This is a genomic window from Streptomyces sp. NPDC047049 (assembly GCF_040643995.1).
Classification (GTDB): domain Bacteria; phylum Actinomycetota; class Actinomycetes; order Streptomycetales; family Streptomycetaceae; genus Streptomyces; species Streptomyces mooreae.
Genome location: NZ_JBEYVM010000031.1, coordinates 1 through 24,740, shown reverse-complemented (window position 1 = coordinate 24,740; position 24,740 = coordinate 1). Strand labels below are relative to the sequence as shown.

Sequence of the window (24,740 nt, the reverse complement as noted above, 5' to 3'; positions counted from 1 at the left end):
GGGTTGACGTAGGGGAGGCCATGCGCTTTCGCGGGAAGTCGGTCCGCCGGAAGATCGTGGCGTTGCTGCTCGTACCGCTGGTGTCCCTGACGGCCCTGTGGGCGTTCACGACCTATATCACCGGGCGCGAGGCGAATCAGCTGCTGGACGTCGGCAACGTCGTCAAGAACCTGGGCTATCCGGTCGAGGACGTCATCCAGGCCCTCCAACGGGAGCGCCGGCAGAGCCTCCTGTACCTCGCCGACCGGCGTGGCGCCAACGCGCTCGACGAGCTCCACCGGCGGACCCGGGCCACCGACGAGGCCGTCAATCAGCTGCGCGCCGGCATCGACCTGCGCGACATCCGCGAGGACCTGAGCGCCGGCAACGCCGACCGGATGAACGGTGTCCTCAAGGGTCTGGGCACCCTCGGCGCCCTGCGGGCCCAGGTCGAGGACAACACCGTCTCCCGCGACGAGGCCATGGAGAGCTACAACTCCCTCGTCGACCCCGGCTACGACTTCCTCTCCGCACTGCACGCCCTGGAAAACGTGGAGATGGACAAGCAGGCCCGGGTGCTGGTCAACCTCACCCGGGCCCGGGAAGCGGTCTCCCGCGAGGACGCCCTGATGTCCGCGGTGCTCCTCTCCGGCAGCATGAGCAAGCGCGATCTGCGCGCGCTGTCCGACCGGGTCGCCGAACGCCGGGTCCTCTACAGCACCGGCCTGCCCGGCCTCCCCGCCAAGGACCGCGCCCTCTTCGGGGACTACTGGCGCTCCGCGAAGGCCCGCGAACTGACCTCGTACGAGGACCGGGTGATCGCGGCCGGCGCACAGGACGGGCCGCATGCGGTCAACGCCGAGCGCTGGGACGCCACGGCCGGCAAGGTGCTCGACGACCTCCAGCGGATGGACAAGGACGCCGGCGACCGCTACCAGGAACGCGTCGCCCCCGTCGCCATGCACGTCCTGCTCAAGGCCGCCATCGCCGGTGTCCTCGGCTTCGTCGCGCTGCTGGTCTCGGTCGTCGTCTCCTTCCGGATCGGCCGCCGGCACGTCCGGGACCTGATCCGGCTGCGCAAGACCGCCCATGACGTCTCCGGGGTCCGGCTGCCCAGCGTCATGCGCCGGCTGGCGGCCGGTGAACAGGTCGATGTGGAGACCGAGGCGCCCCGGCTCGCCTTCGGGCCGGACGAAACCGGCCAGGTCGGACAGGCGCTCCACACCCTCCAGCGGGCCGCGATCGAGGCCGCCGTCAAACAGGCCGAAATGCGCCGCGGCGTCTCCGAGGTCTTCGTCAACCTCGCCCGCCGCAGCCAGGTCCTGCTGCACCGTCAGCTGACCCTGCTCGACGCCATGGAGCGGCGCACCGAGGACACCGACGAACTCGCCGACCTCTTCCGGATCGACCATCTGACCACCCGTATGCGGCGGCACGCGGAGGGCCTGGTCATCCTCTCCGGCGCGGCGGCCTCCCGGCAGTGGCGCAAACCGGTCCAGCTGATGGACGTGGTGCGCGCGGCGGTCGCCGAGGTGGAGGACTACGAGCGGGTCGAGGTGCGCCGGCTGCCGCGGCTCGCGGTGGAGGGCCCCGCCGTATCGGACCTCACGCACCTGATCGCCGAACTCCTGGAGAACGCCACGGTCTTCTCCCCGCCGCACACCGGCGTACAGGTCCTGGGCGAGCGGGTCGCCAACGGCTACACCCTGGAGATCCACGACCGCGGGCTGGGCATGGCCCCCGACCTGCTGCTGGAGGCCAACCTCCGGCTCGCCGAGACCCCCGAGTTCGAGCTCTCCGACACCGACCGGCTCGGCCTGTTCGTGGTCAGCCGGCTCGCCCAGCGGCAGGACGTACGGGTCTCCCTGCAGCCCTCGCCGTACGGCGGCACCACCGCCGTGGTCTTCATCCCGGCCCGGCTCCTCACCGACGCCGCCGGCGGCCGGGAGGACGACGGCGCGGCAGCGGACGGTCTGCCCGGCGGTCCGGTCGGCAACGAACTGGAGCATGCGGCGGGCAAGCTGGCCGCACTCTCCCAGGCACAGTCACCGCCCCGGCGGGACCGGCGCACCCCGTCCGTCATCGACGGACCGGTCGAACTCGAGGCGCCGCTCGGCCCGGACGAGCCGGTCCCGGCCGACGACGAGGACGTGCCCCTGCGGAAGCGGAACCGCGGCGGCGGCCGGAAGAAGCCCGCCATCCCGGGCGGCCCGGACGGCGCACCGCGCGGCATCGCACCCGTGCCGCCCGTCCCCGACGGGGAACAGCATCAGCAGACCCAGGACCAGGCGCCCGGCGGGCTGGCACCGCTGCCGCGCCGCCCCCGCCCGCCGGTGCTGGTCTCCGACCACGGCAGAACGGTCGACGACCGTGAGGGGAACGCGGGAGGGAACGGGAAGCGGGCCGCGGGACGCCCCGGCCCCGGGCGCCCGCGCCCCGAGCACGCCGGCACCGCGCGGCGCGCCGCCGAGCGCACCGGCTCCCCAGAGCCCGCCGGCGAGCGCCCCGACGCCCGGACGTCGACGTCCGCCGCGCCGCAGGACCCGGCCGCGGACGGCTCCCGGACCGCCGGGGACCCGGAGCCGCCCGCGCCCACCACGGCCCAGGGCCTGCCCCGCCGGGTACGGCAGGCGAGCCTCGCGCCCCAGCTCAAGGCCGATCCCACCGGGCAGAGCGAAACGCAGGGGCGGCGGGCGCCGGACGCGGACGACCGCGACGCGGAGGCGGTCCGCGCCCGGATGGCCTCGCTGCAGCGCGGCTGGCAGCGCGGCCGCCGCGACAACGGCGAGGACCCGCGCCCGACCGGAACGCCACCGGGTGAGAACCCGCCGGCCGACGACACGGCACCGGCCGGCAGCACGCTCCCGGACACCACCGGTCCTGACACCACCGGACCCGAAACCCTCGGTCCGGACACCACCGACCCGGGCGTCACCGGTCCGGTCACCACCGACCCGGACACCACAGACCCGGGCGCCCGTGACACCGCCACGCACCACGGCAACGGCACGGGCACCACAGCACCACCAGGAACCACATCGGGAGGGGACGGTCCATGACCGCACCGAAGGCAGCAGCTTCCACCGCACCGGCCTTTGAGAGGGGATCCGGGGAGCTGAACTGGCTCCTGGACGACTTGGTCGAGCGGGTGGGTTCCATCCGCAAGGCGCTGGTCCTCTCCAGCGACGGCCTGGCCACCGGCGCCTCGAAGGACCTGACCCGCGAGGACGGCGAGCACCTGGCCGCCGTCGCCTCGGGCTTCCACAGCCTGGCCAAGGGCGTCGGCCGGCACTTCGACGCGGGCCACGTCCGGCAGACCATGGTCGAACTGGACGAGGCCTTCCTGTTCGTCAGCGCGGCCGGCGATGGCAGTTGCCTGGCCGTACTGGCCGACGCCGACTCCGATGTCGGGCTGATCGCGTACGAGATGACGCTGCTGGTCAAGCGTGTGGGCACGCACCTGGGCACCGCGCCCCGGTCCGGCCTTTCCACCTGAGCACGACGACGGTGACGCCATGAGCGAGCGCGGCGAGCGAAGCAGCGAGAGGTGCGCGCCGCGCGAGTGCGAGGCCGAGCGAAGCGAGGTTTCGGCATGAGCGAGCAGGACGGCCGGCCGGCCCGGGAACGGGAGGCGGCCCGCTGGTTCGACGACGACGCGGGCCCGGTCGTCCGGCCGTACGCCATGACGCGCGGGCGCACCCGTACGGCCGCGGAGGGGCGCCTCGATCTGATCGCGCTGGTGATCGCCGAGAGCCGCGCGCAGGAGACGGTCGACGACCAGACCCTGTCGCCCGAGCATGTCGAGATCGTCGAGCGGTGCCGGGAGGAGCCCCTGTCGGTCGCCGAGCTGGCGGCCGAACTCGACCTGCCGGTCGGCGTCGTACGGGTCCTGATCGGGGATCTGCTGGATGCCGGGCTGGTCCATGTCAGCCGTCCGGTGCCGCCGGCCGAGCTGCCGGACGAGAAGGTGCTGCGCGAGGTCATCGACGGCCTGCGCGCACTGTGACCCGCCGGGCCCGGCGGCCGCCGCCGCCCCGGCGCCGGTCCGCCGGCCCCGGGCGGGGTGGCCGCCGCGCCGAGTGCCCCGGGTACGGTGCCTGTTGATCACTTGTCAACAGGAGGAGATCCGCCGCCATGGCCACGGACGAGACCCCGGCACCCGTTGAACACCTGGAGATCCAGGCCGGCCCGCACACCTACGACGCCCTGGCCTGCGGCCCCGCCGACGGGGAAGTCGTCCTGCTGCTGCACGGCTGGCCCGAGTTCGCCGACTCCTGGGGCGCCGTGCTCCCCGCCCTCGGTGCGGCCGGCTACCGCGCCGTCGCCGTCGACCAGCGCGGCTACTCCCCGCGCGCCCGCCCGCCCCGGATCGCCGACTACGCCGTCCCCGAACTCGTCGCCGACGCCCTCGCCTTCGCGGATTCCCAGGGAGCGGACCGCTTCCACCTCGTCTCGCACGACTGGGGCGGCATGGTCGCCTGGGCGCTGGCCGGCGCCCACCCCGAGCGGCTGAAGTCCCTGACCGTACTGGCCACTCCACACCCGGACGCCCTCAACCGGGCCGCCGCCGAGGACCCCGTCCAGCACCACCGCCTCGACTACGTCCGCTTCTTCCGCCGCGACGACGGCGCCGCGGAGACCGCACTGCTCGCCGACGACGCCGCCCGGCTGCGCGCCGCCTACGCCGGCAAGGTGCCTGCCGCCCTCGTGGACGACAATGTCCAAAGGCTCTCCGCCCCGGGCGCGCTCACCGCCACGCTGAACTGGTACCGCGCCCCGGAGTCGGTCATCTCGGTGCCCGCGGGCCGGATCACCGTCCCCACCCTCTTCCTGTGGGGCAGCGAGGACACCGCCCTGGGCCGCGGCGCCGCCGAGTCCACGGGGGAGTGGGTGGACGGCCCCTACCGCTTCGAGGCCCTGGAGGGCGCCAGCCACTGGCTGCCCGAAGAGGTCCCCGACGTGGTCACACCCAAGATCCTCGACCACCTGGGGCAGTACGCCTGAACACCGGGGCGGGGGACGGGCGCTGCCCGGGGAAGCTCGGTGGCGTCTGCTCTCCGGCGTCCCCCTGGTCCCCCCCCGGGAGCCCCTGCGCCGTGACGCATCTCAAGTGGGCGCCGTGCCGAGCACGTTGTACCGTTCCCTTGCGCCTGCTGCCCCGTGCACCGTCGCCCGGGTGACACAAGCGTGAGCTCCCCCCGTATACACGGCAATTCAGGAGAAGAATCCCATGGCCTTCGGGCGATCCGATCGCCGCCGACGGTCCACCGCCGTCGAGCCGGTGACGCTCAAGATCCTGGTCGCGGGCGGATTCGGGGTCGGTAAGACCACCCTGGTCGGTGCCGTCAGCGAGATCAAACCACTGCGTACCGAGGAGCGGCTGACCGAGGCGGGGCGGCCGCTCGACGACCTCGACGGGGTGGAGAGCAAGACCACCACCACCGTCGCCATGGACTTCGGGCGGATCACCGTCCACGACGAACTGGTCCTGTACCTGTTCGGCACCCCGGGGCAGGACCGCTTCTGGTTCCTGTGGGACGAACTCGCCCGGGGCGCGCTCGGTGCGGTGGTGCTGGCGGACACCCGGCGGCTGGCGGACAGCTTCGCCGCCATCGACTACTTCGAGCGGCGCGGACTGCCCTTCACGGTCGCCGTCAACTGCTTCGACGGCGCCGACCGCTACCCGCCGGAATCCGTACGCGACGCCCTGGACCTCGACCCCCAGGTGCCGGTGATGCTGTGTGATGCCCGCCGCAAGGACTCCGCGCGGGATGTGCTGATCTCCGTCGTCGAGCATGCCAGGGAGGCCGGCGCCCGCCGCCGGGAGCCCGCGCTCCCCTGACGGGGCGCGGAAGTACGCCCCGTACCCCGCCGTCCGGGGTACGGGGCGTACGTCTGCGCGCTGCCGGCGCCGTTACCCCGCCGAGCCGTCCTCGGCCAGCCAGCCGAAGCTGCGCTCCACGGCCCGGCGCCAGTTGGCGAACTCGCGGTCACGGGTCTGCGCGTCCATCCGCGGGGTCCACTGCGTGTCCCGCTTCCAGTGGGTCCGCAACTCGTCGAGATCCTGCCAGACACCGGTCGCCAGACCGGCCGCGTACGCCGCGCCCAGACAGGTGGTCTCCGAGATCACCGGGCGGATCACCGGTACGTCCAGCACATCCGCCTGATGCTGCATCAACAGGTGGTTGGCGGTCATGCCCCCGTCGACCTTGAGCTGGGTGATCCGCACGCCCGAATCCTGGAACATGGCGTCCACCACCTCCCGGGTCTGCCAGCTGGTCGCCTCCAGTACGGCGCGCGCCAGATGCGCCTTGGTGACGAACCCGGTCAGACCGGTGATCACGCCGCGGGCGTCGGACCGCCAGTAGGGCGCGAACAGGCCGGAGAACGCCGGCACGACATACGCCCCGCCGTTGTCCGGGACGCTCGCCGCCAGCGGCTCGATCTCCTCGGCCGACGCGATGATGCCCAGCTGATCGCGGAACCACTGCACCAGCGAGCCGGTGACGGCGATGGAGCCCTCCAGACAGTAGACCGGCGGCTCGCCGGCGAGCTGGTAGCCCATGGTCGTCAGCAGCCCGTTCTTGGACGGGACCGGGCGGTTTCCGGTGTTCAGCAGCAGGAACGAGCCGGTGCCGTAGGTGTTCTTGGCCTCGCCGACGCCGTAACAGGTCTGGCCGAAGACGGCCGCCTGCTGGTCGCCGAGGGCGGACGCCACCGGCACGCCGTGCAGTTGCCCCACGGCCGTGCCGTACACCTCGGCCGACGACCTGATCTCCGGCAGCATCGCGGCCGGCACATGCATCGCCGACAGGATCGCCGGATCCCATTGGAGGGTGGCGAGGTTCATCAGCATCGTGCGGCCCGCGTTGGTCACATCGGTGACATGCACCCCGCCGTCGGTGCCGCCGGTCAGATTCCAGATCAGCCAGGAGTCGATGGTGCCGAACGCGATCTCGCCGCGCTCGGCCCGGGCCCGCAGCCCCGGCACCTCGTCCAGCAGCCAGGCGGCCTTCGGCCCGGAGAAGTAGCTGGCCAGGGGGAGTCCGGTGGCCGCACGGAACCGGTCCTGGCCGTCCGCGCCGCCCAGTTCCGCGCACAGCTGGGAGGTACGGGTGTCCTGCCAGACGATCGCGTGGTGCACCGGCCTGCCGGTGACCCGGTCCCACAGGACCGTGGTCTCCCGCTGGTTGGTGATGCCCAGCGCACTGAGCTGGTCCGCGCGCAGCCCCGCCCCGGTCAGCGCGCCCGCCACCACGGCCTGCACCTTCGACCAGATCTCGGTGGCGTCGTGCTCCACCCAGCCCGGCCTGGGGAAGATCTGCCGGTGCTCGCGCTGGTCGACGGCGACGACCGCCCCGCTGTGGTCGAAGATGATGCAGCGGCTGGAGGTGGTGCCCTGGTCGATCGCGGCTACGTACTTCTCGGTCTTCCCGGTTCGCTCCGTCATGCCGTCACGCCTCCTGAAGTCCTGGTGAGTGGGTGCAGCGGGGCCTGGGCGCCGGGGGCGGGGCCCGTGCCCGGTCCCCGGTGCCCGGTGCCCCGGGGCATGGGATCGCTCGGGCTGACACGCCCCGGCCGGGGTCAGAACGCCGCGTTGTAGACCAGGCCGGACAGCACCGCGCCGATCAGCGGCCCGGCCACCGGGATCCAGGAGTAACTCCAGTCCGAGGAACCCTTGTTGGGGATCGGCAGCAGCGCGTGCACCAGACGCGGTCCGAGGTCACGGGCGGGGTTGATGGCGTAGCCGGTGGGCCCGCCCAGCGACAGCCCGATCCCGACGACCAGCAGGGCGACCAGCAGCACATTGATCCCGGAGCCGTAGACGCCGACGTGCTCGCCGGGGACCTGGCCGATACCGATGCCCGGGTTCCGGCCGAAGAACAGCAGCGGCAGCACCAGACCGACGGTGGCGATGATCTCGGTGACGAGGTTGGCGGCCGGCTTGCGGATCTCCGGGCCGGTGGAGAAGATCCCCAGCGTCGGCTGGGCCTTGTCCCGTTCCGCGTTGGCGGCGAACTGCGCGTAGTACAGCCCCCAGGCCAGTACGGCGCCGATCGCCGCACCGGCCATCTGGGCCACGATGTACAGCGGCACCTTCGACCACTCGGTGCCGCCCGTGACCGCCGAGCCGAGCGTCACCGCGGGGTTGAGGTGCCCGCCGGACAGCGGCGCCGCGGTGTAGGCGCCGGCCAGTACGCCCATGCCCCAGCCGAAGGCGATCACGACCCAGCCGGCGTCCTTCGCCTTGGAGTAGTGCAGGGTGACGGCGGCGCACACACCGGCCCCGAAGAGTATGAGTATCGCGGTGCCGATCACTTCACCGACGACGATGTCCCCATTGGAATACATGACGGCTCCTTGGCCCTCGCCCGGGGACGTCCCCCGGTCCTCCGTGCAGGGTGCGTGCCACCGGCGGGCAGCGGACAACCGCTGCCACCCGGCCGGGGTGTGCCTGAGTGCGGCGATGTCGAACTGGCATCCGGAAGTGTTCACCGGTGATGAGGGGGCGTCAAGGTCGCGCACCGGGAGGCTGCTGATGCCATCGATGGTTTCCGACGGCTGCCGACGGGCTGCGCGGGGGCCGTGCGTCGGGTCGTCCGCGGGTTCTCACGCCACGCGCGTCCACCACGGTCACGGCGTCGCGCACCGCCGGGTCACCGCACCGCTGGGACACCGCACCGCCGGGGCACGGCACCGCCGGGTCACCGCACCGCGACCACCGCCGACCCGTGCCCGAAAAGCCCTTGGTTGGCACTCACCCCCACCCGGGCATCCGCCACCTGCCGCGCGCCCGCCTGCCCCCGCAACTGCCAGGTCAGCTCACAGACCTGGGCGATGGCCTGGGCCGGTACCGCCTCCCCGAAGGAGGCCAGACCACCACTGGCATTCACCGGCAGCCGCCCACCCAGCGCCGTCGCCCCGTCCCGCAGCAGCTTGGCCGCCTCACCGGCGCCGCACAGCCCCAGGTCCTCGTACCACTCCAACTCCAACGCGGTGGACAGGTCGTAGACCTCGGCCAGGGACAGATCCTCGGGTCCGGCCCCGGCCTCCTCGTAGGCGGTGTGCGCGATCGATGCCCGGAAGCCGGCCTCCGGCTCCGGAACGGCGGCCGCGGAATCGGTGGCGATGTCCGGCAGATCCAGTACGGTCCGCGGATACCGCGGGGTGGCGGTGGAGACGGCACGGATCCGAACCGGATCCGTGACGCCGTGCCGCCGGGCGAAGTCCATGCTGGTCAGGACCAGCGCCGCGGCGCCGTCGGAGGTGGCACAGATGTCCAGCAGCCGCAGCGGATCGCAGACCACGGCCGACGCGGCGACCTCCCGTACGGTGACCCGCTTGCGGTAGCGGGCATACGGATTGGCCGCGCCCGCTGCCGAGTTCTTGACCTTCACCTGGGCGAAGTCGTCGGTCGTCTCCCCGTACAGCGCCATCCGGCGGCGCGCGTACAGCCCGAAGTACGCCGGGTTGGTGGCGCCCAGTACCCGGAACCGCAGCCAGTCGGGATCGTCGGGCCGGTCGCCGCCCGCCGGGGTGAAGAAGCCCTTGGGCGCGGCGTCGGCGCCCACCACCAGGGCCACCTCCGCCATCCCCGAGAGGATCTGTGCCCGCGCGGCGCCGATGGCCTGCGCGCCGGATGCACAGGCGGCGTAGACGCTGGTCACCCGGGCGCCCTGCCAGCCCAGCGCCTTGGCGAAGGTCGCGCCCGCCACATAACCGGGGTAGCCGCCACGTACCGTGTCGGCGCCGACGACGCTCTGCACGGCGCGCCAGTCGAGCCCGGCGTCGGCAAGCGCCTCCCTGGCCGCCTTCGTGCCGTACTCGACGAAGCTGCGCCCCCACTTGCCCCAGGGGTGCATACCGGCGCCCAGTACGGCCACGTCGCCGGGCATGGCCGTGTCTCCGGCCATGGCCAGGTCTTGGGCCACGCCCATGTGGCCGGAGGAGGCGGTTTCGGGGTGCTCCGGGCCTCCCCCTACCCGCCGCCCACCCCCGCCCTTGGTTTTTTCCCCGCCGCCCACCCCCCTTCGGGGGGTGGGCGGGTGTAGAGATGCGGTCTCCGCCCGCGGCCCGTCGCTCGCGCTCTCCGCCACAGCCCCCGGACCCCGCCCGCACGGCCGCCAATGCCACGTCGTCCGCACGTCCCCGTCGTCCCCCTCGCCCCCGGCGACGGTCCCGGGCACCAGCTCGACCTCCATGCCCACGCGCAGATCCGCGGCGCGGACGCCCGGCGCAGCCTGCCCGAGGACCACCATCCGTTCCTCCGCCAGCTCCACGGCGACCAAGGCGTACGGCCGCCACTCGGCCTCCGGACCGGAGACGTAGGGGGAGGGCGGACGGTAGCGCGCGTCGGTGTAGGACCAGACCGTGCCGCGCCGGGACAGCGGCACCTCCGCCAGCTCGTCACCCCCGCACGCGGGGTTGCGGCAGAAGGCGTCCTCGCGGGGGAAGAACACCGCACCACAGGCCCGGCAACGCGTCCCCAGCAGCCGGAATCCCGCCGCGTCCTGATCGAACCACCCCGGCACCACCGGCTTCCGTGTCTGTGCCACAGACCCTCCCCGACCGCAGACCGACCACAACGAAACGCAACGAAGCAACGAAAGCAACGAAGCAACAAAGCAACGGAACAACGGAACGAACTGATGGAACTGATGGAACTGATGGAGCTGATGGAGCTGATGGAGCTGATGGAGCTGATGGAGCTTGACCGAACTGACGGAACTGACGAACTGACGAACTGACGGTCCGTCAGGAGTGTGACACGCTGCCGCCCCGCACGGAAACCCCGGTACAGTCGCCGGGCGATCAAGCCGTTCACGAGGGGGAGCGCCCGTGACCGAAGCCGCCCGTACCGACGCCCGTCCCGCCCCCACGGCAGCCGCGCCGCCCGCCGTACGGCTCACCGCCGTCACCAAGGAATTCGGTGCGCTACGTGCCGTCGACGGCGCCGAGCTCACCATCCGGGAAGGTGAGTTCTTCTCCCTCCTCGGCCCCTCCGGCTCGGGCAAGACCACCCTGCTGCGCCTGATCGCCGGCTTCGAACGGCCCGCCTCGGGCCGTATCGAACTCGCCGGCCGCGAGGTCACCGCACTTCCGCCCAGCCGCCGCGACGTCCACACCGTCTTCCAGGACTACGCGCTCTTCCCCCATATGACCGTCGAGCAGAACGTCGCCTACGCCCTCACCGTCGCCGGGGTGCGCAAACCCGAACGCCTCGCCCGTGCCCGTGCGGCCCTGCGCACCGTACGCCTCGACGACCACGGCCCGCGCCGGCCCGACCAGCTCTCCGGCGGCCAGCGCCAGCGCGTCGCCCTGGCCCGCGCCCTGATCGACGACCCCGGTCTGCTGTTGCTCGACGAACCCCTCGGCGCGCTCGACCTCCAGCTGCGGCAGGAAATGCAGCGGGAACTCCAGCGCATCCAGCGCGCCACCGGCGTCACCTTCCTCCTCGTCACCCACGACCAGGAGGAGGCGCTGACGCTCAGCGACCGCCTCGCCGTGCTCGACCGCGGCCGTATCGTGCAGACCGGCTCGCCGCTGGAGATCTACGACCGTCCGGCCACCGCGTTCGTCGCGGGCTTCATCGGTACCACCAACCTGCTGCGCGACCAGGCCGCGGTCCGTGTGATCGGCGCCCCGGGCACGTACAGCCTCCGCCCTGAGCGGATCCGGATCGTCGCTCCGGATGGCGGCCCGAACGGCGGCCCGGACGTCGCCCCGGGGCCGGGGGAGCGGTGTGTGCCCGGCCGGGTCACCGAGATCGCGCACGTCGGTGCCCATACGCGCGTGGTGGTCCGCCTCGACGCGGGCGACGACCAGCTCACCGTCGTGCGGCTGAACTCCACGGACCTGCCGGACGCCGCCCGGCCGGGCGCCGCCGTCCATCTACTGTGGAACGCCGCCGACGCCCTACCGCTGCCGGGCTGAGGCCGTTGCCGGGCCGAGGCCGGTGTCCGGCGGGGCCCGCTGCCCAGGAGAGGTCGATACCGCAGCTCAGGCGACTTGTTCCGCCGCGGCCGATGCCTCCTGAGTGATCGTCGTACAACGCACCGGGGCGCATCCCGGTTCCCGACGCGCTCTGGTGGCAGACGGTCAGCTTCCGGATACTGGCGGGGCTCGACAGCCGGGTGCGACAGCGGGAGTTCACCATGCGCAATGCGAATCCGTGGAAGGCCGCAGTGGCGGCCGGGGTCCTGGCGCTGGCCGCCGCCTGCAGCTCCGGCGGCGGAACGCACGGCGGGGGAGCCGCCGAACAGCGGAGCGTCGGCAAGGGCGAGGGCCGCGTCGACATCATCGCCTGGGCCGGCTACGCCGAGGACGGCTCCAACGACCCCAAGGCCGACTGGGTACACCCCTTCGAGCAGCAGACCGGCTGCAAGGTCAACACCAAGACCGCCGGAACCTCCGACGAGATGGTCTCGCTGATGAAGACCGGCCAGTACGACACCGTGTCCGCCTCCGGCGACGCCACCCTGCGCCTGATCGCCGCCGGGGACGTGGCGCCCGTGAACACCCGTCTGGTACCGAACTACCGCGACGTCTTCAGCGGCCTGAAGATGCGCCCGTTCAACTCCAAGGACGGGAAGATGTACGGCATCCCGCACGGCCGCGGCGCCAATCTGCTGATGTACCGCACCGACAAGGTCTCCCCGGCCCCCGACTCCTGGAAGGCCGTCTTCGACGGCGCCGCGAAGTACGCGGGCAAGGTCACCGCCTACGACTCGCCCATCTACATCGCCGACGCCGCTCTCTACCTGATGAAGACCCGTCCCGCGCTCGGCATCAAAGATCCGTACGCCCTGGACCGCACCCAACTCCACGCCGCCGTGGCCCTGTTGAAGAAGCAGCGGCAGCAGATCGGTGAATACTGGAGCGACTACCAGAAGGAGGTCACCGCCTTCAAGGGCGGTGACAGTGTCCTCGGCACCACCTGGCAGGTCATCGCCAACACCGCCGCCGCGGAAAAGGCCCCCGTCAAGGCGGTCCTCCCCAAGGAGGGAGCCACCGGCTGGTCCGACACCTGGATGGTCTCCGCCAAGGCCGCCCACCCCAACTGCGCCTACAAGTGGCTCAACTGGATCGTCTCCCCGAAGGTGAACGCCCAGGTCGCCGAGTACTTCGGCGAGGCACCCGCCAACGCCAAGGCCTGCAAGGAGACCGCCGACCCCCGGCACTGCGCCGTCTACCACGCCGATGACGAGGCCTACTACCGCCGCGTCCACTTCTGGACCACCCCCGTCCCGCAGTGCCTCGACGGCCGCAAGAACGTCAAGTGCACCGATTACGCGGAGTGGACCCGCGCCTGGACGGAGATCAAGGGCTGAGCGCGGGCGCCCGGGTGTCCGCCCCGCGCCACGAGCCCCGCGCCCGCGGCCGGCTCGCCGCGCTCCTCGCCCCGCCGCTCCTGTGGCTGGTCCTCGCCTACCTCGGCTCCCTCGCCGTCCTCCTGCTGTCCGCCTTCTGGACCACCGACCCCTTCACCTCGGATGTCGTCCGCACCTGGACCACCGACAACTTCCGCGACGTCCTCACCACCACCGTCTACCGCACCGTCGCGCTGCGCACCCTCGGTATCGCCGTCGCCGTCACGCTCCTCGATGCCCTGCTCGCGCTGCCGATGGCCTTCTTCATGGCGCGGGTGGCGGCCGGGCGGCTGCGCCGCGCCCTGCTGGTGGCCGTGCTGACCCCGCTGTGGGCCGGCTATCTGGTCAAGGCGTACGCCTGGCGGGTGATGCTCGGCGAGCACGGCATCGTCAACGCGGCACTCGCCCCGCTCGGCCTGCACGGACCCGGATACGGCGCGGCCGCCGTCGTGCTCGTGCTCGCCTACCTCTGGCTGCCGTACATGATCCTGCCGGTCCACGCCGCCCTGGAACGGCTGCCCGCCCACCAGCTGGAGGCCTCCGCCGACCTGGGCGCGGGCACCCTGCGGACCCTGCGCTCCGTCGTGGCCCCCGCCGTCCGCCCCGCACTCCTGGCGGGTTCCGTCTTCACCTTCTCGCTCTCCCTCGGCGACTACCTCACCGTGCAGATCGTCGGCGGCCGCACCCAGCTCCTGGGCAATGTCATCGCCTCTCAGGTCACTCTCGATCTGCCGCTCGCCGCGGCGCTCTCCGCGGTCCCGGTCGCCCTCGTCGTCTGCTACCTCGCCGCCGTCCGCCGGGCCGGCGCGCTCGACTCGCTCTGACCGGAACCGAAGGAGGCAGCCGGATGCACCTCACCCGCACCGCCCGGATCGTCCTCGGCTGCCTCACGGCCGCCGGTCTGGCCCTGATCTACCTCCCCCTGCTCCTGGTCCTGCTCAACTCCGTCAACGCCGACCCCTCGTTCGCCTGGCCGCCCCGCGCGCTGACCGGCGAGTGGTGGAGCCGCGCCCTGCACAGCGCGGGCGCCCGCGATGCCCTGTGGACCTCGCTGCGGGCGGGCCTGGGAGCCACCGCCGTCGCCCTGCTCCTCGGCTCGCTCGCGGCCTTCGCCGTGCACCGCCACCGCTTCTTCGGACGGCAGACCGTCTCGTTCCTGATCGTGCTGCCGATCGCCCTGCCCGGCATCGTCACCGGCATCGCCCTCAACGCCGCCTTCCGCACCGTCCTTGCGCCGCTGGGCATCGGCTTCGGCCTCTTCACGGTCGTGGTCGGCCATGCCACCTTCTGCGTCGTCATCGTCTTCAACAACGTCGCCGCCCGACTCCGCCGCATCGCCCCGTCCCTGGCCGAGGCCTCCGCCGACCTGGGCGCCCGCCCCTGGCAGACCCTGCGGTACGTCACCTTCCCGGCGCTGCGCCCGGCGCTGTTCGCCGGCGCGCTGCTGGCCTTCGCGCTCTCCTTCGACGAGGTCGTGGTGACCACCTTCACGGCGGGCGCGGGCACCAAGACGCTGCCGATCTGGATCTACGAGAACCTGGCCCGCCCCCACCAGGCGCCGGTCGTCGATGTGCTCGCCGCGCTGCTGATCGCCCTGTCGGTCATCCCGGTGTACGCCGCCCAGCGACTCTCGTCGGACACCGCGGGCGGCCGGCTCTGAGCGTACGGACCGGCGTCCGGCTCCCGGCCGGACGCGCACGAGGACGCTGGTTCCCCGAAAGGGTGACTCCGCGGACGTCCGTCGAACCGGACGCGGTCCGGCCGCGTCCCTCACAGCAGGGTCCGGGGCACGGGATCGACGGGGGTGATTCGGTGCCCCGGCCCGTCGGCGGCGCGCGCGCCCGGTCAGTGCCGTACGAGCGACCGCCACGCGACCGGGAAGTCGAAGTAGGTGTCCGGAAACGTCTCCGGGGTGAAGGTGTAGTGCCACCACTCCTTGTCGTAGTTGACGAATCCGGCGCGCTCCAGGCCGTCCTTCAACAGCAGCCGGTTGGCCCGCTGTTCGCCCGTGATCCGCGGATCGAGGGTGTGCGCCAGCGTGTCGAAGCAGTCGAAGCCGGTGCCCATGTCCAGCGAATTGTCCGGGAAACGGGCCGCCTTCGGGCCGTAGCACGAGGACAGCGGCTCCCCGGGGACGTACGGCCGGGTGGGCAGGGCCGGCAGCCGCACCAGCGTCAGATCGAGGGTGCTGCCCCTGCTGTGCCCGGACTTCTTTGCGATATAGCCGTCCCGGAACAGCGTCGACTTGTCGACCCGCGGATAGAACTCGGCCTTCATCCGCTGGTCGCCGAGGTCCTTGGCCCAGGCCACGAAGTGGTTCACCGCGCGCTGCGGCCGGTAGCAGTCATAGACCTTGAGGGAGTACCCGCGGCGCAGGAACGAGCGCTGCGCCCGGTGCAACGCCCGTGCCGCGTCCCGGGTCAGCAGGCACATCGGCGCCCGGTAGCCGGTCACCCGCTCTCCCATGAAGTCGTGCGGGGTGAAGTAGCGCATCTCCTGGAGGACGGTGGGATCCACGTCCCGCAGCGCGACGAACTCCTCCGGCGCCTCGGTCCCGTTGCCCGGATGCGACGACGGCGCCGGGCGGCGCGGGGCGGTGTCCGCCGCCGCACCCGAAGGGACAGCGGCCACAGTGATCAGCGCGGCGGCAGCGGCGGCAAGGCCGCGCAGCGCGGCAGCAAGTCTCGGCATGGCCCCCGTCTACCAGGCGCGGCAGGGGGAGGGAAGCCCCGCCGCACAACTGCTCGACCCGCGCAGCCGCTCAACTGCTCAACGACTCCGGCGGGCAGCCGCTCAACCGCGCAACCACTCCGCCGCGCAGCCCGCTACGCCTCCACCTCGTCCTCCAGCCCCCGCACCCGCACCGGATACCCCACCGTGCCCCCGTCCCGCCGCTCCACGACCACCCGGTCGCCCTCCCACCGCGAGGTGAACCGCTCCACCGTCGGCCGCTGCCAGCCGTCCCCGGCGTCCGGCACCACCAGCCCGCTGCCCCCGCGCCCGGCCGCCGGCGCCCAGACCTCCAGCTCCGTCCCGCCGTCCGCCCCGGTCACCGGCAGCACGGCACCGGCCCGCGCCAGTACCGGTATCCGCGACAGCGGCGCCTCCACCCACACCTGCCCGGGACCGTCGTACGCCCGCCCGGTCGCGGTGTCGTACCACCGGCCACGCGGCAGCCGCACCGGCCGCCGGGTGACGCCCGCCGCCAGCGCCGGCGCCACCAGCAGCGCATCCCCCAGCAGAAAGGCGTCCTCGCAGTCCCGCAGCGCCCGGTCCCGGGGCGCGCTCCACCACACCGGCCGTACGTACGGCGCGCCGGTGAGCCGCGCCAGCTGGCCCAGCGTCCCGAAGTACGGCAGCAGCCGCTGCCGTTCGCGCAGCGCCGTACGGGCGTGTCCCAGCACCTCGTCCCCGTACTCCCACGGCTCCCGCCGCCCCGCCCCGAGCGCCGAATGCGTACGGAACAGCGGCAGGAAGGCCCCCAGTTGGAACCACCGCAAATACAGCTCGGGGGACGGCACCCCGGAGAACCCGCCGATATCGGGACCGCTGTACGGGACCCCGCACAGCCCCAGCCCCAGCACCAGCGACAGCGAAGCCCGCAGCCCCGCCCAGCCCGTCGCCACATCGCCCGACCAGCTGCCGCCGTAGCGCTGCAGTCCCGCCCAGCCCGAACGGGAGAAGAGGAAGGGCCGCTCGGCGGGCCGCAGTTCGCACAGCCCCTCGAAGCCGGCCCGTGCCATGGCCAGGCCGTAGACGTTGTGCGCCTCCCGGTGATCGCCGCCCCGGCCCTCCAGGGAGTGCCGTGCCGAGCGTGGCAGCGTCCGCTCCCCGAACGCGGCGAAGGAGACCGGCTCGTTCATGTCGTGCCACACGCCGGAGAAGCCCTGCGCCAGCCGTTCCGCGTACAGCGCCCCCCACCACTTGCGCGCCCGCGCATCGGTGAAATCCGGGTACACCGACTCGCCCGGCCACACCACCCCGCGCACCTCCCGCCCGCGCGCGTCCCGTACGAAGGCATCCGCCGCCACCCCGCCCTCGTACACCGTGTCCCCCGGCTCCGCCTTCACCGCCGGATCCACGATCGACACCAGCCGCACCCCGTCCGCCCGCAACTCCCGCGCCAGGCCGGGCAGATCCGGATAGCGCTGCCGGTCGACGGTGAAGACCCGGTGCCGGTCGTAATGGTCGATGTCCAAATGGACGGCGGACAGCGGAAGCCCGCGCTCCTGGTAGCCCGCCACCACCCGGCGCACCTCGGCCTGACCGCCGAACCCCCAGCGGGCGTGCTGGTACCCCAGTGCCCACTGCGGCGGCAGCGCGGGCGCCCCGGTCAGCGCCGTCCAGCCCTGCAGCACCCGGGCCGGGGTGCCCGCCAACACCCAGTAGCGCAGCGGTCCGCCGTCCATCCGCACTTCACAGGTGCCCGGCCGGTCATGCCCCGAGCCCGCACCCTCCGCGCCCTCGCGCAGCGTCACCCGGCCGTCCCAGGAGTTGTCGTGGAAGACCAGATGCGTACCGGCGTCCGCCACCACCAGCTGCACCGGCATCGTCAGCGACAGCGGATCGTCCCCCGGTGCGAAGGCGCCGCCCGGATCCGTGTTCCACAGCCGGTACGCCCCGTCCCGCAGCCGCGGCCCGTGCGCCCGGCCGCCGAGCCCGAAGAACCGGGCATCGGCGGCGACCTGCGCCCGCTGCACCCAGCGCGAGGCGCCGCTCCCTCCGGGCCGCCCGCCCGCTCCCTCCGCGGCCGTGCGGTCCCACCAGCGCGGCGGCAACTCCCGCCGCAGCACCGCCCCGCCGGGCGTCCGCACCTCCACCGCACCGTGCCGGGACACCACCACCAGCACCCGCTCCGAGACCACCCGCCAGCCGCCCTCGGTGTCGGGTTCCAGCACCACCCGGGCGTCCACCTCGGGACACGCCCCGGCCAGCGCGTACGACGGTTCCGGCTCGGCACCCTCCCAGCCGCAGAACACCGCACCGCCCGAGGCCACCCGCACCCGCAGCGACGACCGTTCGAAGTGGATCAGCCCGCCGCCCGGCTGGGGCTCCGCGCCGCGAGCCGCCCCCGGCACCCGGGCCCGCTCGGCGGTGCGCCGCGGCAGCGCCAGCGCATCCGCCCGCCGCGCCCGCCACGCCGTACGCACGGACCGTAGCCCCTGCGCCGGCCCGACCGCCTTGATCATCCGTACCGACCGCACCAGATCCCGCCCGTCCATGCCGGTCAGCCTCCCATTGACGGCGGGGTGCGCGGGCACCGTTCAACTGCCGTTCACCTGCACGGGGTCACGCTCGGCCACCCTCAGGCCCGCGGCTCGTCACCCGATGGCCGAATCCCGCCGTATGTCCCCCCACGATCCCCGGAACCGGGCCGCGGCACGTGCCGGCACCACACCCGCCACCCCCCGAATGTGGGCAGCCCACCCTGGTGCACAAGTCGATCACGTGGCATCGTCCAGGCAAGCCGTGTCGCGCGCACACGCCCACCCACTGGGCCGGGGGAACCTCACCGCCGTGCGCGCCCGACGCCCACGACGCGTAACCGCCCGGGAGCCGCATCATGACCACCGCACCGCAGTCCGCCCCGCAGCCGGAACCCCTCTGGCAACCAGGCCCGGACCGGATCGCCGGCGCACAGGTCACCCGCTTCCACACCTGGGCGGCCGCGCACCACGGCGCGCCCGCCCCCACCCCCGGCGACCCCGCCACGAGCTACGCCGCCCTGCACCGCTGGTCCGTCGACGACCTCCCCGCCTTCTGGCAGGCCACCGCCGAGTGGTTCGACGTCCGCTTCGCCACCCCGTACGAAACCGTCCTCGCCGACCGCGCGATGCCCGGCGCCCGCTGGTTCCCCGGCGCCACCCTCAACTACGCCGAGCACACCCTGCGCGCCGCCGAGGACCCGGCCCGCGCCGGCGATCCCGCGCTGCTGTACGTCGACGAGACCCATGAGCCCACCCCGGTCACCTGGGCGGAGCTGCGCGACCGGGTCGGCTCGCTGGCCGCCGAACTCCGCCGCCTCGGCGTCCGCCCCGGCGACCGGGTCAGCGCCTACGTCCCGAACATCCCGCAGGCCGTCGTCGCCCTCCTCGCCACCGCCGCGGTCGGCGGCGTCTGGACCTCCTGCGCCCCCGACTTCGGCGCCCGCAGCGTGCTGGACCGCTTCCAGCAGATCGAACCCGTCGTCCTGTTCACCGTCGACGGCTACCGCTACGGCGGCAAGGAGCACGACCGGCGCGACACGGTCGCCGAACTCCGCGCCGAACTCCCCACCCTGCGCGCCGTCGTCCACATCCCGCTGCTCGGCACCCCCGCCCCCGAAGGCGCCCTGAACTGGTCGGACCTGACCTCGAACGACACCGAACCGGCCTTCGAACAGCTCCCCTTCGACCACCCCCTGTGGGTCCTGTACTCCTCCGGCACCACCGGCCTGCCCAAGGCCATCGTCCAGTCCCAGGGCGGCATCCTCCTCGAACACCTCAAGCAGACCGGCCTGCACTGCGACCTCGGCCCCGACGACCGGTTCTTCTGGTACACCTCCACCGGCTGGATGATGTGGAACTTCCTCGTCGCCGGCCTCCTGGTGGGCGCCACGATCGTGCTCTACGACGGCAGCCCCGGCCACCCCGACATCTCCGCCCAGTGGCGGGTCGCCGAAGCCACCCGCGCCACCGTCTTCGGCACCTCCGCCGCCTACGTCATGGCCTGCCGCAAGGCCGGCATCCACCCGGCCCGCGACCTCGACCTCTCCGCCGTCACCTGCGTCGCCACCACCGGCTCCCCGCTCCCGCCGGACGGCTTCCGCTGGCTGCACGACTCCTTCGCCGAGAGCGGCGCCGACCTGTGGACCGCCTCCGTCAGCGGCGGCACCGACGTCTGCAGCTGCTTCGCCGGCGCGGTCCCCACCCTCCCCGTCCACATCGGCGAACTCCAGGCCGCCTGCCTCGGCACCGACCTCCAGGCCTGGGACCCCCAGGGCAAGCCGGTCATCGACGAGGTCGGCGAACTCGTCGTCACCCATCCCATGCCGTCCATGCCCACCCGCTTCTGGAACGACCCCGACGGCACCCGCTACCACGACAGCTACTTCGACATGTACCCCGGCGTCTGGCGGCACGGCGACTGGATCACCGTCACCTCCCGCGGCAGCGTCGTCATCCACGGCCGCTCCGACTCCACCCTCAACCGCCAGGGCGTCCGGATGGGCTCCGCCGACATCTACGAAGCCGTCGAACGGCTCCCGGAGATCCGCGAATCCCTGGTCATCGGCCTGGAACTGCCCGACGGCGGCTACTGGATGCCGCTCTTCGTCCACCTCGCCCCCGGCGCCACCCTCGACGACGCCCTGCGCGACCGCATCAAGCGCACCATCCGCGAACAGCTCTCACCCCGCCACGTCCCCGACGACATCATCGAGGCCCCCGGCGTCCCGCACACCCTGACCGGCAAGCGCATCGAGGTCCCCGTCAAGCGCCTCCTCCAGGGCACCCCGCTCGACAAGGCCGTCAACCCCGGCTCCGTCGACAACCTCGAACTGCTCCGGTTCTACGAGCGGGTGGCCCGCGACCGCACCGCCGACAGCGCGCAGTAGGCCCCCGCCGCGCCGGACCGCCAGGGCACCACGCCCTTCGGTCCGGCGTCCGGCCGCGTTGTCAGACCCCCCGATTACTCTCAGTGACAAGTGATGTTCGGCCGCCACCGCTCACACCGAGCCGGCGCATCTCACTCAGGGGGAGTCATGACAGCAGCATCCCGGCCCACCGACCCGTCCACCGCCCGCCGCGCACTACGCCGCGAAATCCCGAGCAGCGCCGCCGTCCTGGCCGACGAACAGGACTTCACGGCCATGCGCCGCTACCCCACCTTCCCGTTCGACGACCACCGCAGCTACCTCCAGCAGGTGGAGACCCTGCTGCGCGGCCTCGCCGCCCAGGGCGTGCTCACGACCCTCAGCCTCTTCGACCCGGCCGCCTACGAGAAATACTGCGCGGACCTCGCCCTGGACCCGGACCGCCCCGACAGCCGCAGCCGCTACACCGCCGAAGTCGCCCGCACCGGCGCCACGCTGACCTACCAGGGCGAACCGCTCGCCGAACTGCTGCCGCTCCTCGTCGAAGAAGCCGACCGCCAGGCGACCTGGGACCACGCCTCGGGCGTCCTGGCCCGCGCCGGCAGCTGTGAGGAGTGCGGCGAAGACCTCGCCCGCTTCGCCTTCGCCCGCGCCACCCAGGCCCTCCAGCAGCTCCTGGCCTCCCTCGGCGAGGGCACCCACCACCTCGTCTGCTCCGTCGCGGCCGGTGAGCCGTCCCTCCTGGCCGTCCTGCACGCCACCGGCCGCGACGGCGCCCGGCCGCAGCTCGCCGAATCCGAAACCCTGGTCTTCTGCACGGTCCTCGCCGCCGGCTTCGCCCTGCGCAGCCCCGGCGGCCTCGTCTCCCGCACCACCACCCCCACCGCCCGCGACGCCACCGGCGACCACCCCCACGACACGGTCCGCGGCTGGACCCTCGGCGACTCCTGGCCCCGCCCCCTCGGCGCCGCCGAGGTCTTCACCGCCTACTGCACCGACGCCGACACCGGCGAACCGATCCCGCCCGAGCACGGCGTCGACTACGCCCCCGGCCTCCCCCTCACACCCCCACCCGACCCGCACAGCCACTGACCGGGCCGCCCGGCCCCCCCCCAAACACCATGGCCGCCCCGCCACAAGGGCGGGACGGCCATCAACACTCCTGACACCTACGACGCACCGCGCCGCGCGGGATCACTCCCCGGAGAGCACCGCCTGCGCGGCGGCCCGCGCATCGTCGGCGGTGTCCGCGGCACGCGCCGCGGCCGCCGCCCGCTCGCACTGCGCCAGCGTGTGCTTGGACAACGTCGTCCGTACGTAAGGAATCGACGCCGCCCCCATCGAAAGGCTGGTGACACCGAGCCCCGTCAGCACACACGCCAACAGCGGATCGGAGGCCGCCTCACCACACACGCCACAGCTCTTGCCCTCGGCCTTCGCCGCCTCGGCCGAAGCCGCCACCAGGTCCAGCAGCGCCGGCTGCCAGGGGTCCTGCAGACGCGAGACCGCACCCACCTGACGGTCCGCGGCGAAGGTGTACTGCGCCAGGTCGTTGGTCCCCAGCGAAAGGAACTCCACCTCCTGAAGAATCGACCGCGCCCGAAGCGCCGCCGACGGAATCTCCACCATCGCCCCGAACTTCGCCCGCAGCCCGGCCTCCCGGCAGGCATCCGCGAACGCCTTGGCGTCGATCCGGTCCGCCACCATCGGCGCCATGACCTCGAGATAGACCGGCAGCCCCGCCGCCGCCCTGGCCAGCGCGGTGAGCTGCGTACGCAGCACATCCGGATGGTCGAGCAGGGTCCGCAGCCCCCGCACACCCAGCGCGGGATTCGGCTCATCACCCGGCGTCAGGAACTCCAGCGGCTTATCGGCCCCGGCATCCAGCACGCGCACGACCACGCGGCCCTCCGGAAACGCCTCCAGCACCGCCCGGTACGCCGCGACCTGCTTCTCCTCGGACGGCGCCTTCTTGCTGTCGTCCAGGAACAGGAACTCCGTACGGAAGAGCCCGACACCCTCCGCCCCGGCCTCGACCGCCGCGGCCACATCACCGGGACCACCGACGTTCGCCAGCAGCGGCACCTTGTGCCCGTCGGAGGTGGCACCCGGACCGGACGACGCCGCCAGCGCCGCCCTCCGCTCCGCCGCAGCCTGCTCCAGCGCCGCCCGCTTCTCGGCACCAGGCTCGACGAAGACCTCACCGGTACTGCCGTCGACCGCGATGACCGTGCCCTCGACGAGCTCACCCGCGCCCGGGAGCGCGACGATGGCCGGCACCCCCAGCGCCCGCGCAAGAATCGCGCTGTGGCTGGTCGGCCCGCCTTCCTCGGTCACGAACCCGAGCACCAGCGTCGGGTCCAGCAGCGCGGTGTCGGCCGGCGCCAGGTCCCGCGCGATCAGCACATACGGCTCGTCGCTGTCCGGCACACCCGGCATCGGCACACCCAGCAGCCGGGCGACGATCCGGTTGCGCACATCATCGAGGTCGGCCACCCGGCCCGCGAGGTACTCACCGGCACCCGCAAGCAGCGCCCGGTAGGCGGCGAACGCGTCGTACACCCCGCGCTCGGCGGTGGAACCGACGGCGATCCGCCGCTCGACATCAGCGATCAGCTCGGGGTCCTGAGCCATCAGGGCCTGGGCCTCCAGCACGGCCTGCGCCTCGCCGCCCGCCAGGTTGCCCCGCGCTATCAGGTCAGCGGCGACAGCCTCCACGGCCTGGCGGGCACGCCCCTGTTCGCGCTCCGCCTCGTCCGCCGGAATCTGCTTGGCCGGCGGCTCCAGGACCGCCGTGCCCATGTGCCGCACCTCGCCGATCGCCACGCCGTGGCTGACGCCGACGCCTCGCAGCGTTGTCTCCATTGCACCCGTCTCCGGTTGATGCGGCGGTCCGGGCCGCCGCGGTGGATGTCGTACCTGCCGTACGGAACGGCGCCCGGCTACTGCCAGGAGAAGAGCTGGTCACCGGCCTTGATATCGCCGGCCTCGCTCACCTCACCGAGCGAATCGGCAGTGGCCTCCAGCGCGACGACCGGGCACACCGGCGACTTGCCGGCCGCCTCCACCGCGGCCGGGTTCCAGCGCACGATCTCCTGCCCACGAGCGACGGTGTCACCCTTGTTCACGAGCAGCTCGAAGCCCTCGCCATTGAGCTGAACGGTGTCGATCCCGAGGTGGGTGAGCACACCGTGCCCCTCGGAGTCGACGACGACGAACGCGTGCGGGTGCAGAGATACGAGAACGCCGTCCACGGGCGAAACCGCAGCAGACGGCTCACGCACCGGATCGATGGCGGTACCGGGACCCACCATCGCTCCGGAGAACACGGGATCGGGCACAGCCGCGAGTCCGATGGCGCGTCCGGCAAGAGGGGACGTCACGGTGGTCATGGGAAGCCTCCCAGGGGTGGAGATTCATCAGGCCGCCGTCACTACCTGTCCTGGACGGCGCACCGTTCAGAAGCGTAAGTCATAAGAACTGACGGTTCCGCATGAGAGACGCCGGTTGCCCACCGCGCGGCACGCCGAATCGATTTGCCTCGCCCACAGCAGAGCTGTACTGTCTGAGACCTGCCCCGGACAGCCAGGACGCAATCAACTGCGTCCGGTTGAGGTGGGCGGCACTCCCAGCGTCTTGATCGCGACAAGAATTGCGCGCTTCTGCATGTCTGCAGAAAAGCGGCGGTTCGAAAGCCGAAAAAGCCCTGATAGAGTGTGAAACACCGAAGGGAAGCGCCCGGAGGAAACCCGAGAGGGAATCCAAAGGAAGCGTCCGTTCCTTGAGAACTCAACAGCGTGCCAAAAGTCAACGCCAGA

19 protein-coding genes and 1 pseudogene are annotated in these 24,740 nt (G+C 72.6%); 11 read left to right on the top strand and 9 right to left on the bottom strand.

What is annotated here, in order from left to right:
• Nucleotides 1-20 precede the first annotated feature (20 nt).
• From ABZ851_RS35915 to ABZ851_RS35895, 5 genes are all read left to right on the top strand, one after another.
• Nucleotides 21-3,038: a nitrate- and nitrite sensing domain-containing protein gene (locus tag ABZ851_RS35915; protein WP_361136689.1), complete on the top strand. Its 3,018-nt coding sequence runs from the start codon at nt 21-23 to the stop codon at nt 3,036-3,038.
• Entirely contained in the window at nt 3,035-3,475 is a 441-nt protein-coding gene (locus ABZ851_RS35910; RefSeq protein ID WP_361136687.1) for a roadblock/LC7 domain-containing protein, read from the top strand. The genes ABZ851_RS35915 and ABZ851_RS35910 overlap by 4 nt, the downstream gene beginning before the upstream one ends.
• Nucleotides 3,476-3,571: 96 nt before the next feature.
• Complete coding sequence (locus tag ABZ851_RS35905; RefSeq protein WP_361136685.1) at nt 3,572-3,985, top strand: DUF742 domain-containing protein; 414 nt, start codon at nt 3,572-3,574, stop codon at nt 3,983-3,985.
• Nucleotides 3,986-4,113: 128 nt separating this feature from the next.
• Nucleotides 4,114-4,983 carry an alpha/beta hydrolase gene (locus ABZ851_RS35900; protein ID WP_361136683.1) on the top strand — a complete coding sequence of 290 codons (870 nt, stop codon included), beginning with the start codon at nt 4,114-4,116 and terminating at the stop codon, nt 4,981-4,983.
• A gap of 226 nt (nt 4,984-5,209) precedes the next feature.
• Nucleotides 5,210-5,821: an ATP/GTP-binding protein gene (locus ABZ851_RS35895; protein WP_361136681.1), complete on the top strand. Its 612-nt coding sequence runs from the start codon at nt 5,210-5,212 to the stop codon at nt 5,819-5,821.
• A 72-nt stretch (nt 5,822-5,893) separates the two neighbouring features.
• Here ABZ851_RS35895 and glpK read toward each other — a convergent pair whose 3' ends face one another.
• The 4 genes and pseudogenes from glpK to ABZ851_RS35875 form a co-directional block, all read right to left on the bottom strand.
• Complete coding sequence (glpK, locus tag ABZ851_RS35890) at nt 5,894-7,429, bottom strand: glycerol kinase GlpK (protein ID WP_361136679.1); 1,536 nt, start codon at nt 7,427-7,429, stop codon at nt 5,894-5,896.
• Nucleotides 7,430-7,563: 134 nt separating this feature from the next.
• Nucleotides 7,564-8,331 (bottom strand): MIP/aquaporin family protein, encoded by a 768-nt coding sequence (locus ABZ851_RS35885; RefSeq protein WP_361136677.1) that lies wholly within the window; start codon nt 8,329-8,331, stop codon nt 7,564-7,566.
• A gap of 353 nt (nt 8,332-8,684) precedes the next feature.
• On the bottom strand, nt 8,685-9,875 hold the full coding sequence (locus ABZ851_RS35880; protein ID WP_361136724.1) for a lipid-transfer protein: 1,191 nt from the start codon (nt 9,873-9,875) through the stop codon (nt 8,685-8,687).
• 222 nt (nt 9,876-10,097) lie between these two features.
• A pseudogene (locus ABZ851_RS35875) lies at nt 10,098-10,535 on the bottom strand (zinc ribbon domain-containing protein); the annotation flags it as partial.
• A gap of 283 nt (nt 10,536-10,818) precedes the next feature.
• On the opposite strand from ABZ851_RS35875, the gene ABZ851_RS35870 reads away from it, so the two are divergent.
• From ABZ851_RS35870 to ABZ851_RS35855, 4 genes are all read left to right on the top strand, one after another.
• Complete coding sequence (locus tag ABZ851_RS35870) at nt 10,819-11,913, top strand: ABC transporter ATP-binding protein (protein ID WP_361136675.1); 1,095 nt, start codon at nt 10,819-10,821, stop codon at nt 11,911-11,913.
• A gap of 221 nt (nt 11,914-12,134) precedes the next feature.
• Nucleotides 12,135-13,310 (top strand): ABC transporter substrate-binding protein, encoded by a 1,176-nt coding sequence (locus ABZ851_RS35865; RefSeq protein ID WP_361136673.1) that lies wholly within the window; start codon nt 12,135-12,137, stop codon nt 13,308-13,310.
• A 14-nt stretch (nt 13,311-13,324) separates the two neighbouring features.
• Entirely contained in the window at nt 13,325-14,173 is an 849-nt protein-coding gene (locus tag ABZ851_RS35860; protein WP_361136722.1) for an ABC transporter permease, read from the top strand.
• A gap of 23 nt (nt 14,174-14,196) precedes the next feature.
• A complete protein-coding gene (locus ABZ851_RS35855; protein WP_361136671.1) occupies nt 14,197-15,009 on the top strand; it encodes an ABC transporter permease in 813 nt (270 codons plus the stop codon).
• A gap of 185 nt (nt 15,010-15,194) precedes the next feature.
• On the opposite strand, the gene ABZ851_RS35850 is transcribed toward ABZ851_RS35855, so the two are convergent.
• Nucleotides 15,195-16,040, bottom strand: coding sequence for a M15 family metallopeptidase (locus ABZ851_RS35850; protein WP_361136669.1), 846 nt, complete (start codon nt 16,038-16,040; stop codon nt 15,195-15,197).
• Between the two features lie 134 nt (nt 16,041-16,174).
• Nucleotides 16,175-18,571, bottom strand: a complete 2,397-nt coding sequence (locus ABZ851_RS35845; RefSeq protein WP_361136667.1) for a TIM-barrel domain-containing protein — start codon at nt 18,569-18,571, stop codon at nt 16,175-16,177.
• A 341-nt stretch (nt 18,572-18,912) separates the two neighbouring features.
• On the opposite strand from ABZ851_RS35845, the gene ABZ851_RS35840 reads away from it, so the two are divergent.
• Together ABZ851_RS35840 and ABZ851_RS35835 are read left to right on the top strand one after the other, a co-directional pair.
• A complete protein-coding gene (locus ABZ851_RS35840) occupies nt 18,913-20,943 on the top strand; it encodes an acetoacetate--CoA ligase (protein ID WP_361136665.1) in 2,031 nt (676 codons plus the stop codon).
• Nucleotides 20,944-21,090: 147 nt separating this feature from the next.
• Nucleotides 21,091-22,014, top strand: a complete 924-nt coding sequence (locus ABZ851_RS35835) for a hypothetical protein (protein ID WP_361136663.1) — start codon at nt 21,091-21,093, stop codon at nt 22,012-22,014.
• A gap of 102 nt (nt 22,015-22,116) precedes the next feature.
• Here ABZ851_RS35835 and ptsP read toward each other — a convergent pair whose 3' ends face one another.
• The 3 genes from ptsP to ABZ851_RS35820 all read right to left on the bottom strand — a co-directional run.
• Entirely contained in the window at nt 22,117-23,787 is a 1,671-nt protein-coding gene (gene ptsP, locus ABZ851_RS35830; RefSeq protein WP_088796475.1) for a phosphoenolpyruvate--protein phosphotransferase, read from the bottom strand.
• Between the two features lie 77 nt (nt 23,788-23,864).
• Nucleotides 23,865-24,314, bottom strand: a complete 450-nt coding sequence (locus ABZ851_RS35825) for a PTS glucose transporter subunit IIA (RefSeq protein WP_361136661.1) — start codon at nt 24,312-24,314, stop codon at nt 23,865-23,867.
• A 204-nt stretch (nt 24,315-24,518) separates the two neighbouring features.
• On the bottom strand, nt 24,519-24,740 hold a 222-nt coding region (locus ABZ851_RS35820), incomplete at its 5' end, for a hypothetical protein (protein ID WP_361136659.1).